Below are 14,260 nucleotides of genomic sequence, written 5' to 3'. Positions count from 1 at the left end.
TGATTTTGTGATTTATTTCAAAGACGTGGTGGGAATAGCATGAAAAGAGGGTAAAAGGCTTGTCGGCCGGATAGGGCGTTACGCCACCATCCGGCACTCAGAGGTTATGAGCGGTTTAATCCTGACGCAGTACGTTGTGACCATAGGCCAGCAGCGCATCGGTGACGTTGCGCATCATGCGGCTTTCCGGCGCAAAACGGTGCCAGTACAGCATCCGGCGCTGGAACAGACCTGGCGTTAAGTCGATAAGCTCACCGCTTTCCAGTTCTTTCTCAATCTGCAAGTGGGGGATCATGCAGCAGGTCGTTCCCTGACGCGCCAACTGAACAAAGGCTTCAGACGAGTTAACGATATGACACGGCACGCTGCCCGGCGGCAGGTCGAAGTTTTGTTGCAGGAACGCCTGGTGCATATCATCAAGATGGTCAAACGCTACCGCTGGGGCTTTCAGCAGGGCAGAGCGGGTGACGCCGTTAGGGAAATAACGCTCGGCGAAAGGTTTAGAACCGACAAACAGGTAGTCCAGCGCGCCGAGTTTATCCACCAGACAGCTTGGCAGCGCCTGATGTTGAATACTCACCGCACCGACCACTTCACCACGACGCAGACGTTCCTGAGTTCGGGTTTCATCCTCAACCTGCAGGTTCAGCCGAATCGGCGAATTTGCCAGTACCGGAGCCAGCGCCGGAAGCAACCAGGTCGCCAGACTGTCGGCGTTCACCGCCAGTGAGAGCAGCAGCGGCGTCGAGCCGGTTTGTTCATCACCCAGCCACTCGTCTTCCAGCAGTTCAACCTGACGCAAAAGCGCCAGTAGTTTCTGCCCCTGTTCGGTTGGGCGTGGTGGTACGGTACGCACCAGCAGCGGTTGTCCGAACATATTCTCAAGCTGTTTTATGCGCTGTGAAACCGCGGATTGCGTGATGCACAGCTTTTGCGCCGCGCGCTCAAATCCTCGTTCACGAATAACCGCATCCAGTGCTTGTAGTGTTCTGTAGTCCGGACGTTTCATTGCTTTGACGCACTCCTGAAAATTTTGCTTGTTCTGCACTATGACACAAATTTAGGTTGGGTAAAGACGAAATCCGCCGCTTGCGAGCGGGTGTGGGGACATTTTTCTGCACAATGTTCTATAATGCGCGTGAATTTTCCCACCATATTCACACCACAGGCGAAACGATCATGACGCAGGATGAACTGAAAAAAGCAGTAGGATGGGCGGCACTTCAGTATGTACAGCCCGGTACCATTGTGGGCGTAGGTACAGGTTCAACAGCCGCACACTTTATTGATGCGCTGGGCACAATGAAAGGTCAGATTGAAGGTGCGGTATCCAGTTCGGACGCTTCAACCGAAAAACTCAAAAGTCTCGGTATCCACGTGTTCGATCTTAACGAAGTGGACAGCCTCGGCGTATACGTTGACGGCGCGGATGAAATCAACGGCCACATGCAGATGATCAAGGGCGGCGGCGCAGCGTTGACCCGTGAAAAAATTATTGCTTCCGTGGCGAAGAAATTTATCTGCATTGCCGACGCGTCCAAAGAAGTCGATATTCTCGGTAACTTCCCGCTGCCGGTTGAAGTGATCCCAATGGCGCGCAGCGCTGTGGCTCGCCAGTTGGTGAAGCTGGGCGGTCGTCCTGAATACCGTCAGGGCGTAGTGACGGACAATGGTAACGTGATCCTTGATGTACACGGTCTGGAGATCCTCGATGCCATCGCGATGGAAAACGCCATCAATGCGATTCCGGGCGTGGTAACCGTCGGTCTGTTTGCCAACCGTGGTGCGGATGTTGCGCTGATCGGTACGCCAGACGGCGTGAAAACTATCGTAAAATGATCTGACGGGAGTGTCTTCTCCCGTTAAAAAAATTTTGGCAGGGCAAATTTGGTGACTTGTGTCACGTTTATAATATTGTCCTGCCGATCTCTCCAAAGAAAAAGTTATCGCCAGTATTTTCCTCTGACATTTCTCTCTGAATGACATTTCTTCAGCACGGCGACGCAAACGTTCATATTGCCGCAATATTATTTTTTGATATGTTGAAGAGACGGATGAAAATCCCACACACAACACATCAGTTTGAACAAAAAAAGACAGGGTCGGGGAAATGGCAAAGGTATCACTGGAGAAAGATAAGATTAAATTTCTGCTGGTTGAAGGCGTGCATCAAAAAGCGCTCGAAAGCCTTCGTGCAGCAGGTTATACCAACATCGAGTTTCATAAAGGCGCTCTGGACACTGAACAACTGAAAGAGTCCATCCGTGATGCCCACTTCATTGGCCTGCGATCCCGTACCCATCTGACTGAAGATGTGATTGACGCCGCAGAGAAACTGGTCGCGATTGGCTGCTTCTGTATCGGCACCAACCAGGTTGATCTCAGCGCTGCGGCAAAGCGCGGTATCCCCGTGTTTAACGCACCATTCTCTAACACACGTTCCGTTGCGGAACTGGTGATTGGCGAACTGCTGCTGCTGCTACGCGGCGTACCCGAAGCAAACGCCAAAGCACACCGCGGCGTGTGGAATAAACTGGCTACCGGCTCGTTTGAAGCGCGTGGCAAAAAACTGGGGATCATCGGCTACGGCCACATTGGTACTCAGCTGGGCATTCTGGCGGAATCGCTGGGGATGCACGTCTATTTCTATGATATTGAAAATAAACTCCCGCTCGGCAACGCCACGCAGGTGCAGCATCTTTCCGACCTGCTCAATATGAGCGACGTGGTCAGTTTGCACGTACCGGAAAATGCCTCCACCAAAAATCTGATGGGCGCGCGTGAGATTGCGTTGATGAAACCAGGCGCGCTACTGATTAACGCCGCACGCGGCACAGTTGTTGATATTCCTGCGCTGTGCGACGCGTTAGCGACCAAGCACCTGGCAGGGGCAGCAATCGACGTATTCCCAACCGAGCCGGCAACCAACAGCGATCCTTTCACTTCGCCGCTGTGTGATTTCGACAACGTGATCCTGACGCCGCACATTGGTGGTTCAACGCTGGAAGCACAGGAAAACATCGGTCTGGAAGTGGCTGGGAAACTGACCAAGTATTCCGACAACGGCTCTACGCTGTCTGCAGTTAACTTCCCGGAAGTTTCGCTGCCGCTGCACGGCGGTCGTCGTCTGATGCACATTCACGAAAACCGTCCGGGCGTACTGACTGCGCTGAACCAGATTTTTGCCGAGCAGGGCGTCAACATTGCCGCGCAGTATCTGCAGACTTCCGCACAGGTAGGTTACGTGGTTATTGATATTGAAGCGGATGAAGATGTGGCAGAGAAAGCGCTGCTGGCGATGAAAGCCCTTCCGGGAACCATTCGCGCTCGTCTGCTGTACTGATTTCCTCTACATGGGCAGGCGGTTGACCTGCCCATCTTTCCTCTGATTTTCCGGCCTCAAAATCTCTTCCTGTCACGCATACATTCTGTTTTCGAGCCTTGCCGCAATTGGCAAAAAAGCTACCACTCCCAGATTTTGGACGGCGTCACCACCGCAGGCAGCGGGATATCCCATTCTTCGACAGGCAGCTTTTCCACTCGCTGACAATCGTGCGCGTAGCCTACGGGCTGGATCTTATGCTGCTGCCAGTTTTGAAGCGTTCGATCGTAAAATCCACCGCCCATACCCAGGCGTTGCCCGACCTCATCAAACGCCACTAACGGCGTAATCAGTACATCCAGCTGTGAGAGCGGCAATACGTCACGTACATCAAGCCGTGGTTCCTGGATCTTTAAGCGATTGGTTACCAGGTCGCTGTGCGGATGATAGTGCAGGAACAGCAGGTTGCCAGGGCTGAAGGGATGAAGAACCGGAAGATAGACGCGCTTGCCTGCCCGCCACAGCTGATCTATTAGCGGCTGGGTATCGAGTTCGCCATCGAACGAGAGGAATACCGCCACGGTATGAGCGAGTATAACAGGGGGATAACTGAGCATTCGGGTCGCGGCTTGCTGACCGTATTGTCGTTGCTGTTCGGAAGTAAGCGTGCGACGACGCTGCCGAATCAGTTGACGGATTTCTTGCCGGGATAAAGGGAGTTCAGAAAGTAATGTCATGGCTGTTGCCAGGTAGAAGGGAATCTCCGAGATGCCGCCGCAGGCTGTAACCCTTGAACCCTTGGTTCAAGGTGAATGCGTCGTCACAGTTTTAAGGCTTCTCGGACGGGCCGAGCATGCTCACCAACCGTGGAGCGCCACATTCTTGTGGTATGAAATATCGGCTCAGGGGACTGGCCCGCTTGCAAACATCTCAGAGAAATTTTGTCTTCACGGTCACTCTACCACAGTAAACCGAAAAGTGTTATTCAAAGTTTTGGCCCGTTTTTTCGGTTATGCGACCCTGATCAAGCAACGCCTGTTCGATGGTCTGTTGTAGCATCCGAATACGTTGTTCCATGCTCGCCGCGTACTCACGCGTCTTCGCTTTTTCCTGAGTTAATTCATAGCTGATGTTCAACGCGGCGATGAAAACCAACTGCTCAGTATTTGTGACTCTAGTGCGAACTTTCAGATCTTGCAATCGCTGATTGAGATCGTCCGCAGCCTGATTCAACGCATCCCTTTGTTCAGGCGGGCAATTCACTCGCAGTGAACGGCCAAATATTTGGATATCGACGGGTTGTGCAGACATGCCACCTTCCTGCTGATTGACTGCGCTGCCTTCGTCTCCAGACCGTGGGTCCGCGAAGGGGCGACACTATAGCTACCCTGGTATCAAGATACAAGCCCTTTTCTGGTCCACCAGGGTCCAAAGTGGTAGCATACCATGAATATTCCTCCCTTTGATGACGAATGCTTATGTCTATACAGAACGAAATGCCTGGTTACAACGAAGTTAGCCAGTTTTTGAACCAACAAGGGGCTGGATTAACCCCGGCCGAAATGCACGGCTTGATAAGCGGAATGATTTGCGGCGGAAACAACGACAGCTCATGGCAGCCGCTGCTGCACGACCTGACGAACGAAGGTCTGGCCTTTGGTCACGAGCTGGCTCAGGCGCTGCTGAAAATGCACTCAGCCACCAGTGATGCCCTCGAAGACGACGGCTTCCTTTTTCAGCTTTATCTGCCTGAAGGGGATGACGTCAGCGTGTTCGATCGCGCCGATGCGCTGGCGGGATGGGTAAACCACTTTTTACTGGGCCTTGGCGTCACGCAGCCGAAGCTCGACAAAGTGACCGGCGAAACCGGGGAAGCGATTGACGACCTGCGCAATATCGCTCAGTTGGGATATGACGAAGACGAAGATCAGGAAGAGCTGGAAATGTCGCTCGAAGAGATCATCGAATACGTGCGCGTAGCCGCCTTGCTGTGCCATGACACGTTTACGCGTCAGCAGCCGACCGCGCCGGAAGTCCGTAAACCGACTCTGCATTAAGAACGAAACGCAAAGGAGAGTGTGATGAGCGAGATATCTCAGCAAGAATTCCAGCGTCGTCGCCAGGCTTTACTGGCACAAATGCAGCCCGGCAGCGCCGCGCTGATTTTTGCCGCACCGGAAGCGACGCGTAGCGCGGACAGTGAATACCCCTACCGCCAAAGCAGTGATTTCTGGTACTTCACCGGTTTTAACGAACCTGAAGCCGTGCTGGTGCTGATTAAAAGTGATGACACTCATAACCACAGCGTTTTGTTCAATCGGGTTCGCGATCTGACAGCGGAAATCTGGTTTGGCCGCCGTCTGGGCCAGGATGCTGCCCCGGCAAAACTTGGCGTTGACCGGGCGCTGGCCTTCAGTGAAATCAACCAACAGCTGTATTTACTGCTCAATGGTCTGGACGCGGTATACCACGCCCAGGGCGAGTATGCCTGGGCCGACGAGATTGTGTGCACGGCGCTGGATAAACTGCGCAAAGGCTCCAGACAAAATCTGCACGCGCCTGCCGCGATTATCGACTGGCGTCCGATGGTGCATGAAATGCGCCTGTTCAAATCACCGGAAGAAATTGCGGTCATGCGTCGTGCCGGAGAAATCACCGCACTGGCGCATACCCGCGCGATGGAAAAATGCCGTCCGGGAATGTTTGAATACCAGTTAGAAGGGGAGATTCACCATGAATTTACCCGTCATGGCGCGCGTTATCCGTCCTATAACACGATTGTCGGCAGCGGTGAAAACGGCTGTATCCTGCATTACACCGAAAATGAAAGTGAAATGCGCGATGGCGATCTGGTGCTAATCGACGCTGGATGCGAATACAAAGGCTATGCGGGTGACATTACGCGTACCTTCCCGGTAAACGGTAAATTTACCCCAGCGCAGCGTGAAATCTACGATATCGTACTGGAATCCTTAGAGACCAGCCTGCGTCTGTATCGTCCCGGAACGTCCATTCAGGAAGTCACTGGCGAAGTGGTGCGTATCATGATTACGGGCCTGGTGAAGCTTGGCATTCTGCACGGTGATGTCGATCAGTTGATTACCGAAAATGCTCACCGCCCATTCTTTATGCATGGCCTAAGTCACTGGCTGGGTCTGGATGTGCACGACGTCGGCGTTTATGGTCAGGACCGCTCACGTATTCTTGAGCCGGGAATGGTACTCACCGTCGAACCGGGACTATATATCGCGCCGGACGCCGATGTACCGCCGGCTTATCGTGGTATCGGCATTCGTATTGAGGATGACATCCTCATCACCGAGGACGGCAATGAAAACCTGACCGCCAGCGTAGTGAAGAAAGCTGATGACATTGAAGCCTTAATGGCTGCGGCGCGACTGCAATGAGCGTGATTATCGTTGGTGGTGGTATGGTCGGTGCGACGCTGGCGCTGGCCATTTCCCAGCTCAGTCATGGGACGCTGCCGGTTCATCTGATAGAAGCGAGCGAACCTGAAACTGACCGTCATCCTGGGTTTGACGCCCGGGCGATCGCGCTGGCGGCAGGAACCTGCCAACAGCTGGCGCGAATTGGTGTATGGCAGGCGATTGCCGATTGCGCAACGGCCATTAAAACGGTTCACGTCAGCGATCGCGGCCATGCCGGATTTGTGACGCTGGATGCGCAGGAATACCGTATTCCGGCTCTGGGTCAGGTGGTAGAACTGCACGACGTCGGGCTGCGTCTGTTTGCGCTGCTGCGCAAAGCACCTGGCGTCACATTGCACTGCCCCGACCGCGTAGCCAGCGTGTCGCGCACGCAGGAGCGCGTTGAAGTGACGCTGGAGAATGGCGAGATGATTACCGGTCGCCTGCTGGTGGCTGCTGACGGCACGCGTTCCGCACTGGCGACTGCCTGCGGTGTTGACTGGCTGCAACAGCCTTATGAGCAACTGGCGGTGATTGCCAACGTCACGACCTCTGTACCGCACGACGGGCGAGCGTTTGAACGCTTCACGCAATATGGCCCGCTGGCAATGCTGCCAATGTCTGACGGTCGCTGCTCGCTGGTGTGGTGCCATCCGCTGGAGCTGCGTGATGAGATCATGGCCTTGTCCGACGAACAGTTTTGCCGTGAACTGCAAACCGCATTTGGCTGGCGACTGGGACGTATTACCCAGGCTGGTAAACGCAGCGCTTATCCGCTTTCGTTAACTACGGCGCTGAAAGCGATTACCCATCGTACCGTGCTGGTAGGGAACGCCGCCCAGACGCTGCACCCCATTGCCGGGCAAGGCTTCAACCTTGGCCTGCGCGATGTAATGAGCCTTGCTGAGACGTTGACGCAGGCGCAAAACGGCGCGGAAGATGTGGGTGATTATGCGGTGCTGGCACGCTATCAGCAGCGCCGCGAGCGCGATCGCGAGACGACGATTGGTGTGACCAACAATTTAGTGTATTTGTTTGCCAATCACTGGGCCCCGCTGGTTGTTGGGCGCAATGTCGGGTTGATGGCGATGGAATTATTCACCCCTGCGCGCGATGCGCTGGCGGAGCGGACCCTGGGTTGGGTTGCACGATAAATATGACCTGTAGGCCGGATAAGGCAACGCCGACATCCGGCAAGGGTCCCCGCAAAAATGCCTGATGGCGCTGCGCTTATCAGGCCTACGGATTACAGGTTTCGAGGTACAAACAGTGCAAAGTGTTGATGTAGCAATTGTTGGTGGCGGCATGGTGGGGCTGGCGGTTGCCTGCGGCCTGCAGGGCAGTGGGTTACGCGTTGCTGTATTAGAACAACATGTTCCGCAGCCGTTGGCGGCGGATGCACCTCCTCGGCTTCGCGTTTCGGCCATTAATGCAGCCAGCGAAAAACTGCTTACCCGTCTTGGCGTCTGGTCCGACATTGTTGCCCGTCGCGCTTGCTGCTACCACGGCATGGAAGTCTGGGACAAAGACAGCTTTGGACGCATTGAGTTTGATGACCAGAGCATGGGTTATAGCCATTTGGGCCACATCGTTGAAAACTCAGAAATCCATTATGCGTTGTGGCAAAAGGCACAGCGTTCAGCGGATATTACGCTGATGGCGCCAGCTGAAATACAGCAGGTGGCCTGGGGCGAGAACGAGGCATTTCTGAGCCTCAAAGATGGCGCAATGCTGACGGCGCGTCTGGTCGTCGGTGCCGATGGTGCTAATTCCTGGCTGCGCAATAAAGCGGACATTCCGCTCACCTTCTGGGACTACCGTCATCATGCGCTGGTGGCGACTATCCGCACGCAGGAAGCTCACGGTGCGGTTGCGCGTCAGGCGTTTCATGGTGAGGGGATCCTGGCATTCCTGCCACTCAGCGATCCACACCTGTGTTCTATTGTCTGGTCGCTCTCGCCGCAAGAAGCAGAACGTATGCAGCAGGCAAGCGTTGACGAGTTTAATCAGGCGCTGAATATCGCCTTTGATAATCGTCTGGGGCTGTGCAGCCTTGAAAGCGAACGTCAGGCGTTTCCGCTGACGGGACGTTATGCTCGCCAGTTTGCGGCCCATCGTCTGGCGCTGGTGGGGGATGCTGCGCATACCATCCACCCGCTGGCGGGTCAGGGGGTTAACCTTGGCTTTATGGATGCGGCGGAACTGATCGATGAGCTTAAGCGGCTACAGCGTCAGGGCAAAGATATTGGGCAGTATCTCTATTTACGCCGCTACGAGCGCAGCCGTAAGCACAGCGCAGCGCTGATGCTGGCGGGGATGCAGGGTTTCCGTGAACTGTTTGCAGGCGAGAATCCGGCGAAAAAACTGCTACGCGATATTGGGCTGAAACTGGCCGATACCCTCCCGGGCGTAAAACCACAACTCATCCGTCAGGCGATGGGACTGAACGATCTTCCCGAGTGGTTACGTTAGTGTCCGTAAGGACAATCTTAAGAGTTTGAGACCCGTCACACTTTCCTCTCCCGGCCTTCGCGCCGGGGTGCTTCTCTCATTTGAAATAATCTAATTCCACGCCTTTTTTCGCATTAGTTTTTCTAATATTGCGTTTTTTTCATAACGCCATTTTTGACATTTTTTCCACATTTAATGTGGATTGGTGCTGTGATTTTACGCTTACCTTTGTTTGTTGTTCTGATTAATTGCTATATGTATGGAGTTTTATTCTGTTGGCGATCTGGCTGTTTTTCGCCATAAGCTAATGTGATGGTTAATTTTGACTTATGGTTTAGCGTCTGTTTCGGTGGTAAGTTCAGGACAAAGAGAACGTTTGCGTCGTAGCCCCTGGAGCGGCTGCGGTGCTGGGTTTCGTGGCGAAAATTTCACCGCGAAAGAGTTGGTAGCCCCGCTTATTCAACGAGGAAAAGATGGCTCAACAGACTCCTTTGTACGAACAACACACGCTATGTGGCGCGCGCATGGTCGATTTCCATGGCTGGATGATGCCACTGCATTACGGTTCTCAGCTCGATGAACACCATGCTGTTCGCACCGACGCCGGAATGTTTGATGTGTCGCATATGACCATCGTCGACCTGCGCGGTAGCCGCACCCGGGAGTTCTTGCGTTATCTGCTGGCAAACGACGTCGCGAAGCTAACGAAGACGGGTAAAGCCCTCTACTCCGGGATGCTCAACGCTTCGGGCGGCGTGATAGATGACCTGATTGTCTACTACTTCACTGAAGATTTCTTCCGCCTCGTTGTAAACTCCGCCACCCGCGAAAAAGACCTATCCTGGATTACCCAACACGCTGAACCTTACGCCATCGACATCACCGTTCGTGACGACCTGTCGCTGATTGCGGTGCAGGGGCCAAACGCGCAGGAAAAAGCAGCCACGTTGTTTACTGACGAACAGCGCCATGCGGTAGAAGGTATGAAGCCGTTCTTTGGCGTTCAGGCGGGTGATTTGTTTATCGCAACCACCGGTTATACCGGCGAAGCAGGCTATGAAATCGCCATGCCGAATGAAAAAGCGGCTGATTTCTGGCGTGCGCTGGTACAGGCTGGTGTCAAACCTTGTGGTCTCGGCGCGCGTGACACCCTGCGTCTGGAAGCGGGTATGAACCTGTATGGTCAGGAGATGGACGAAGGGATTTCTCCGCTGGAAGCCAATATGGGTTGGACCATTGCGTGGGAACCTGCCGACCGCGACTTTATTGGTCGTGAAGCACTGGAAATGCAGCGCGAAAAAGGCCACGAACAGCTGGTCGGGCTGGTGATGACTGAGAAGGGCGTGCTGCGTAATGAACTGCCGGTGCGTTTCACCGATGCTTCTGGCAACCAGCATGAAGGCATTATCACCAGTGGCACATTCTCCCCAACCCTGGGTTACAGCATCGCGTTGGCGCGCGTGCCTGCGGGTATCGGTGAGACTGCGATCGTACAGATCCGTAACCGTGAAATGCCGGTAAAAGTGACTAAACCTGTTTTTGTGCGTAACGGCAAAGCCGTCGCGTAATTCATCCTTTTTTGGAGATTGATTGATGAGCAACGTACCTGCAGAACTGAAATACAGCAAAGAACACGAATGGCTGCGCAAAGAAGCTGACGGTTCTTACACCGTTGGTATCACCGAACACGCTCAGGAGCTGTTAGGCGACATGGTTTTCGTTGACCTGCCAGAAGTTGGCGCCACCGTCAGCGCGGGCGATGATTGCGCCGTTGCGGAGTCCGTAAAAGCGGCATCCGATATCTATGCGCCAGTAGGCGGTGAGATTGTTGCGGTTAACGATGCGCTCAGCGACTCCCCGGAACTGGTCAACAGCGAACCGTATGCGGGTGGCTGGATTTTCAAAATCAAAGCCAGCGATGAAAGCGAAATTGAATCGCTGTTGGATGCCACTGCGTACGAGGCATTACTGGAAGACGAATAAGATTGTGCCGGATGGCACTGCGTTTATCCGGCCTACGGTTTTATGTAGGCCCGGTAAGCGTCAGCGCCACCGGGCAATTGAGTTAGAGACCATCACGATTCACTGCACGTTTCAGGAACCATCGCCCATGACACAGACGTTAAGCCAGCTTGAAAACAGCGGCGCTTTCATTGAACGCCACATCGGACCGGACGCCGCGCAGCAGCAAGAGATGCTGAATGCGGTTGGCGCCGAGTCGTTAAACGCGCTGATCGGCCAGATTGTGCCGAAAGACATTCAGCTCGCAACCCCGCCACAGGTGGGCGAGGCGGCGACCGAATACGCTGCGCTGGCTGAATTAAAAGCCATCGCCGGGCGTAACAAGCGCTTCACGTCCTACATTGGCATGGGCTACACCGCCGTGCAGTTGCCACCGGTTATTCTGCGTAACATGCTGGAAAACCCAGGTTGGTACACCGCATATACGCCGTATCAGCCGGAAGTCTCCCAGGGACGACTGGAAGCTCTTCTGAACTTCCAACAGGTCACACTGGACCTGACGGGGCTGGATATGGCTTCCGCTTCTCTGCTGGATGAAGCCACTGCGGCTGCTGAAGCCATGGCGATGGCCAAACGTGTCAGCAAACTGAAAAATGCCAACCGTTTCTTTGTGGCGGCTGATGTTCACCCGCAAACGCTGGACGTGGTTCGCACCCGTGCAGAAACCTTTGGCTTTGACGTCATTGTTGATGACGCGGCGAAAGCACTGGATCACCAGGATGTGTTTGGCGTGCTGTTGCAGCAGGTTGGCACCACCGGTGAAGTGCACGACTACAGCAAACTGATTGCCGAGCTGAAATCCCGTAAAGTTGTGGTCAGTGTCGCTGCCGACTTTATGGCGCTGGTACTGCTGACTGCACCGGGCAAACAGGGCGCGGATATTGTTTTCGGCTCTGCGCAACGCTTCGGCGTACCGATGGGTTACGGCGGCCCACACGCGGCATTCTTCGCCGCTAAAGACGAATTCAAACGCTCCATGCCAGGCCGTATTATCGGCGTATCGAAAGATGCGGCGGGCAATACCGCACTGCGCATGGCGATGCAGACTCGCGAGCAGCATATCCGCCGTGAAAAAGCGAACTCCAACATTTGTACCTCGCAGGTTCTGCTGGCCAACATCGCCAGCCTGTATGCCGTTTATCATGGTCCGGTTGGCCTGAAACGTATCGCTAATCGCATCCACCGCCTGACTGATATTCTGGCGGCCGGTCTGCAGCAGAAAGGGCTGAAGCTGCGCCATGCGCACTACTTCGACACTCTGTGTGTTGAAGTGGCCGACAAAGCGGCTGTTCTGGCGCGTGCCGAAGCGGCAGAAATCAACCTGCGTAGCGATATCCATAACGCGGTAGGTATTACGCTCGATGAAACCACCACCCGTGAAAATGTGGTGCAGTTGTTCAATGTTCTGCTGGGCGGCAACCACGGTTTGAATATCGATACGCTGGATAAAGATGTGGCGCTCGACAGCCGTTCCATTCAGGACAGCATGCTGCGTGACGATGCGATCCTCAGCCATCCGGTGTTTAATCGCTATCACAGCGAAACCGAGATGATGCGCTACATGCACTCGCTGGAGCGCAAAGATCTGGCGCTGAACCAGGCAATGATCCCGCTGGGTTCTTGCACCATGAAGCTGAACGCTGCCGCCGAGATGATCCCTATCACCTGGCCGGAATTCGCTGAACTTCACCCGTTCTGCCCGCCAGAGCAGGCAGAAGGTTATCACCAGATGATCGGCCAGCTTTCCGAGTGGCTGGTAAAACTGACCGGTTATGACGCCGTCTGCATGCAGCCGAACTCTGGCGCGCAGGGCGAGTATGCGGGTCTGCTGGCGATTCGTCACTATCACGAAAGCCGTAACGAAGGCCATCGCGATATCTGTCTGATCCCGGCTTCTGCCCACGGTACCAACCCAGCATCCGCACAGATGGCGGGGATGCAGGTTGTGGTTGTCGCGTGTGATAAGAACGGCAACATCGACCTGGACGATCTGCGAGCAAAAGCAGAACAACATGCTGCGAATCTCTCCTGCATCATGGTGACCTATCCGTCTACTCACGGCGTGTATGAAGAAACGATCCGTGAAGTGTGCGACGTTGTGCACCAGTTTGGCGGCCAGGTTTACCTCGATGGCGCGAACATGAACGCTCAGGTTGGGATCACTACGCCGGGCTTTATCGGCGCAGATGTCTCGCACCTCAACCTGCATAAAACATTCTGCATTCCGCACGGCGGCGGCGGCCCAGGTATGGGACCGATTGGCGTCAAATCACATCTGGCACCGTTCGTACCGGGTCACAGCGTAGTGCAGATTGAAGGAATGCTCACCCGTCAGGGCGCAGTTTCTGCGGCGCCGTTCGGTAGTGCATCCATTCTGCCGATCAGCTGGATGTACATCCGTATGATGGGTGCAGAAGGTCTGAAGCAGGCAAGCCAGGTGGCTATCCTTAACGCTAACTACATTGCCAGCCGTCTGAAAGATGCTTATCCGGTGCTGTATACCGGTCGCGACGGTCGCGTGGCGCATGAATGCATTCTCGATATTCGCCCACTGAAAGAAGAGACTGGCATCAGCGAACTGGATATTGCCAAGCGTCTGATCGATTACGGTTTCCATGCGCCGACCATGTCATTCCCGGTCGCGGGTACCCTGATGGTTGAACCGACTGAATCTGAAAGCAAAGTGGAACTTGATCGCTTTATCAATGCGATGCTGGCAATCCGCGCTGAAATCGATCGCGTGAAAGCCGGTGAATGGTCACTGGAAGATAACCCGCTGGTTAACTCACCGCACACGCAAAACGAGCTGGTCGCGGAGTGGAATCACGGTTATAGCCGCGAAATCGCCGTCTTCCCGGCTGGTGTGGCGAACAAATACTGGCCGACCGTGAAACGCCTTGATGATGTTTACGGTGACCGTAACCTGTTCTGCTCCTGCGTGCCGATGAGCGAATATCAGTAACTTTTCCGCGCAGTAAAGCTTTTGTAGGCCGGGTAAGGCGAAGTCGCCTCCCGGCTTTTTCATATCTGGAGGTAT

12 protein-coding genes and 1 other RNA gene are annotated in these 14,260 nt (G+C 54.5%); 9 read left to right on the top strand and 4 right to left on the bottom strand.

Annotated elements, in window-relative coordinates; genetic code table 11:
- Positions 1-115: 115 nt before the first annotated feature.
- Positions 116-1,009 (bottom strand): DNA-binding transcriptional regulator ArgP, encoded by an 894-nt coding sequence (gene argP, locus OGY17_RS07545; protein WP_003825477.1) that lies wholly within the window; start codon positions 1,007-1,009, stop codon positions 116-118.
- Positions 1,010-1,179: 170 nt separating this feature from the next.
- Between argP and rpiA the strand changes: the two genes are divergently transcribed.
- Both rpiA and serA read left to right on the top strand, forming a co-directional pair.
- Positions 1,180-1,839, top strand: coding sequence for a ribose-5-phosphate isomerase RpiA (rpiA, locus tag OGY17_RS07540; RefSeq protein ID WP_003825479.1), 660 nt, complete (start codon positions 1,180-1,182; stop codon positions 1,837-1,839).
- Between the two features lie 271 nt (positions 1,840-2,110).
- Positions 2,111-3,343 carry a phosphoglycerate dehydrogenase gene (serA, locus tag OGY17_RS07535; RefSeq protein ID WP_003825480.1) on the top strand — a complete coding sequence of 411 codons (1,233 nt, stop codon included), beginning with the start codon at positions 2,111-2,113 and terminating at the stop codon, positions 3,341-3,343.
- Between the two features lie 119 nt (positions 3,344-3,462).
- Here serA and OGY17_RS07530 read toward each other — a convergent pair whose 3' ends face one another.
- The 3 genes from OGY17_RS07530 to zapA all read right to left on the bottom strand — a co-directional run bounded on the left by OGY17_RS07530 (position 3,463) and on the right by zapA (position 4,633).
- Positions 3,463-4,059 (bottom strand): 5-formyltetrahydrofolate cyclo-ligase, encoded by a 597-nt coding sequence (locus tag OGY17_RS07530; RefSeq protein ID WP_286606777.1) that lies wholly within the window; start codon positions 4,057-4,059, stop codon positions 3,463-3,465.
- Positions 4,060-4,078: 19 nt separating this feature from the next.
- Positions 4,079-4,262, bottom strand: a non-coding RNA gene (ssrS, locus tag OGY17_RS07525) — 6S RNA.
- 41 nt (positions 4,263-4,303) lie between these two features.
- Positions 4,304-4,633, bottom strand: a complete 330-nt coding sequence (gene zapA / locus OGY17_RS07520; RefSeq protein WP_003026980.1) for a cell division protein ZapA — start codon at positions 4,631-4,633, stop codon at positions 4,304-4,306.
- A gap of 167 nt (positions 4,634-4,800) precedes the next feature.
- Between zapA and OGY17_RS07515 the strand changes: the two genes are divergently transcribed.
- The 7 genes from OGY17_RS07515 (at position 4,801) to gcvP (ending at position 14,185) form a co-directional block, all read left to right on the top strand.
- Entirely contained in the window at positions 4,801-5,379 is a 579-nt protein-coding gene (locus OGY17_RS07515; RefSeq protein WP_003026978.1) for a YecA/YgfB family protein, read from the top strand.
- A 24-nt stretch (positions 5,380-5,403) separates the two neighbouring features.
- The gene (pepP, locus tag OGY17_RS07510; RefSeq protein ID WP_048215582.1) at positions 5,404-6,729 is read left to right on the top strand and encodes a Xaa-Pro aminopeptidase; all 1,326 of its coding nucleotides are present in this window, start codon (positions 5,404-5,406) and stop codon (positions 6,727-6,729) included.
- Complete coding sequence (gene ubiH / locus OGY17_RS07505; RefSeq protein ID WP_286585628.1) at positions 6,726-7,904, top strand: 2-octaprenyl-6-methoxyphenyl hydroxylase; 1,179 nt, start codon at positions 6,726-6,728, stop codon at positions 7,902-7,904. Before pepP ends, ubiH begins: the two co-directional genes overlap by 4 nt.
- A 115-nt stretch (positions 7,905-8,019) precedes the next feature.
- Positions 8,020-9,222: an FAD-dependent 2-octaprenylphenol hydroxylase gene (gene ubiI / locus OGY17_RS07500; protein WP_286606775.1), complete on the top strand. Its 1,203-nt coding sequence runs from the start codon at positions 8,020-8,022 to the stop codon at positions 9,220-9,222.
- Positions 9,223-9,674: 452 nt separating this feature from the next.
- The gene (gene gcvT / locus OGY17_RS07495; protein ID WP_048215585.1) at positions 9,675-10,769 is read left to right on the top strand and encodes a glycine cleavage system aminomethyltransferase GcvT; all 1,095 of its coding nucleotides are present in this window, start codon (positions 9,675-9,677) and stop codon (positions 10,767-10,769) included.
- A gap of 25 nt (positions 10,770-10,794) precedes the next feature.
- On the top strand, positions 10,795-11,184 hold the full coding sequence (gcvH, locus tag OGY17_RS07490) for a glycine cleavage system protein GcvH (RefSeq protein ID WP_003026965.1): 390 nt from the start codon (positions 10,795-10,797) through the stop codon (positions 11,182-11,184).
- Between the two features lie 127 nt (positions 11,185-11,311).
- The gene (gene gcvP / locus OGY17_RS07485; RefSeq protein ID WP_286606772.1) at positions 11,312-14,185 is read left to right on the top strand and encodes an aminomethyl-transferring glycine dehydrogenase; all 2,874 of its coding nucleotides are present in this window, start codon (positions 11,312-11,314) and stop codon (positions 14,183-14,185) included.
- Positions 14,186-14,260: the final 75 nt, after the last annotated feature.

Source organism: Citrobacter sp. Cpo126, from assembly GCF_030332445.1.
GTDB lineage: Bacteria > Pseudomonadota > Gammaproteobacteria > Enterobacterales > Enterobacteriaceae > Citrobacter > Citrobacter portucalensis.
This window is presented reverse-complemented; position numbering and strand designations above follow the sequence as displayed.

Excerpts from the sequence above, each read along its gene's own strand:
- ubiH (WP_286585628.1), top strand. The coding sequence starts at position 6,726 with ATGAGCGTGATTATCGTTGGTGGTGGTATGGTCGGTGCGACGCTGGCG.
- gcvP (WP_286606772.1), top strand. The coding sequence starts at position 11,312 with ATGACACAGACGTTAAGCCAGCTTGAAAACAGCGGCGCTTTCATTGAA.
- pepP (WP_048215582.1), top strand. The coding sequence starts at position 5,404 with ATGAGCGAGATATCTCAGCAAGAATTCCAGCGTCGTCGCCAGGCTTTA.
- rpiA (WP_003825479.1), top strand. The coding sequence starts at position 1,180 with ATGACGCAGGATGAACTGAAAAAAGCAGTAGGATGGGCGGCACTTCAG.
- OGY17_RS07530 (WP_286606777.1), bottom strand. The coding sequence starts at position 4,059 with ATGACATTACTTTCTGAACTCCCTTTATCCCGGCAAGAAATCCGTCAA.
- zapA (WP_003026980.1), bottom strand. The coding sequence starts at position 4,633 with ATGTCTGCACAACCCGTCGATATCCAAATATTTGGCCGTTCACTGCGA.
- gcvT (WP_048215585.1), top strand. The coding sequence starts at position 9,675 with ATGGCTCAACAGACTCCTTTGTACGAACAACACACGCTATGTGGCGCG.
- argP (WP_003825477.1), bottom strand. The coding sequence starts at position 1,009 with ATGAAACGTCCGGACTACAGAACACTACAAGCACTGGATGCGGTTATT.
- gcvH (WP_003026965.1), top strand. The coding sequence starts at position 10,795 with ATGAGCAACGTACCTGCAGAACTGAAATACAGCAAAGAACACGAATGG.
- OGY17_RS07515 (WP_003026978.1), top strand. The coding sequence starts at position 4,801 with ATGTCTATACAGAACGAAATGCCTGGTTACAACGAAGTTAGCCAGTTT.
- serA (WP_003825480.1), top strand. The coding sequence starts at position 2,111 with ATGGCAAAGGTATCACTGGAGAAAGATAAGATTAAATTTCTGCTGGTT.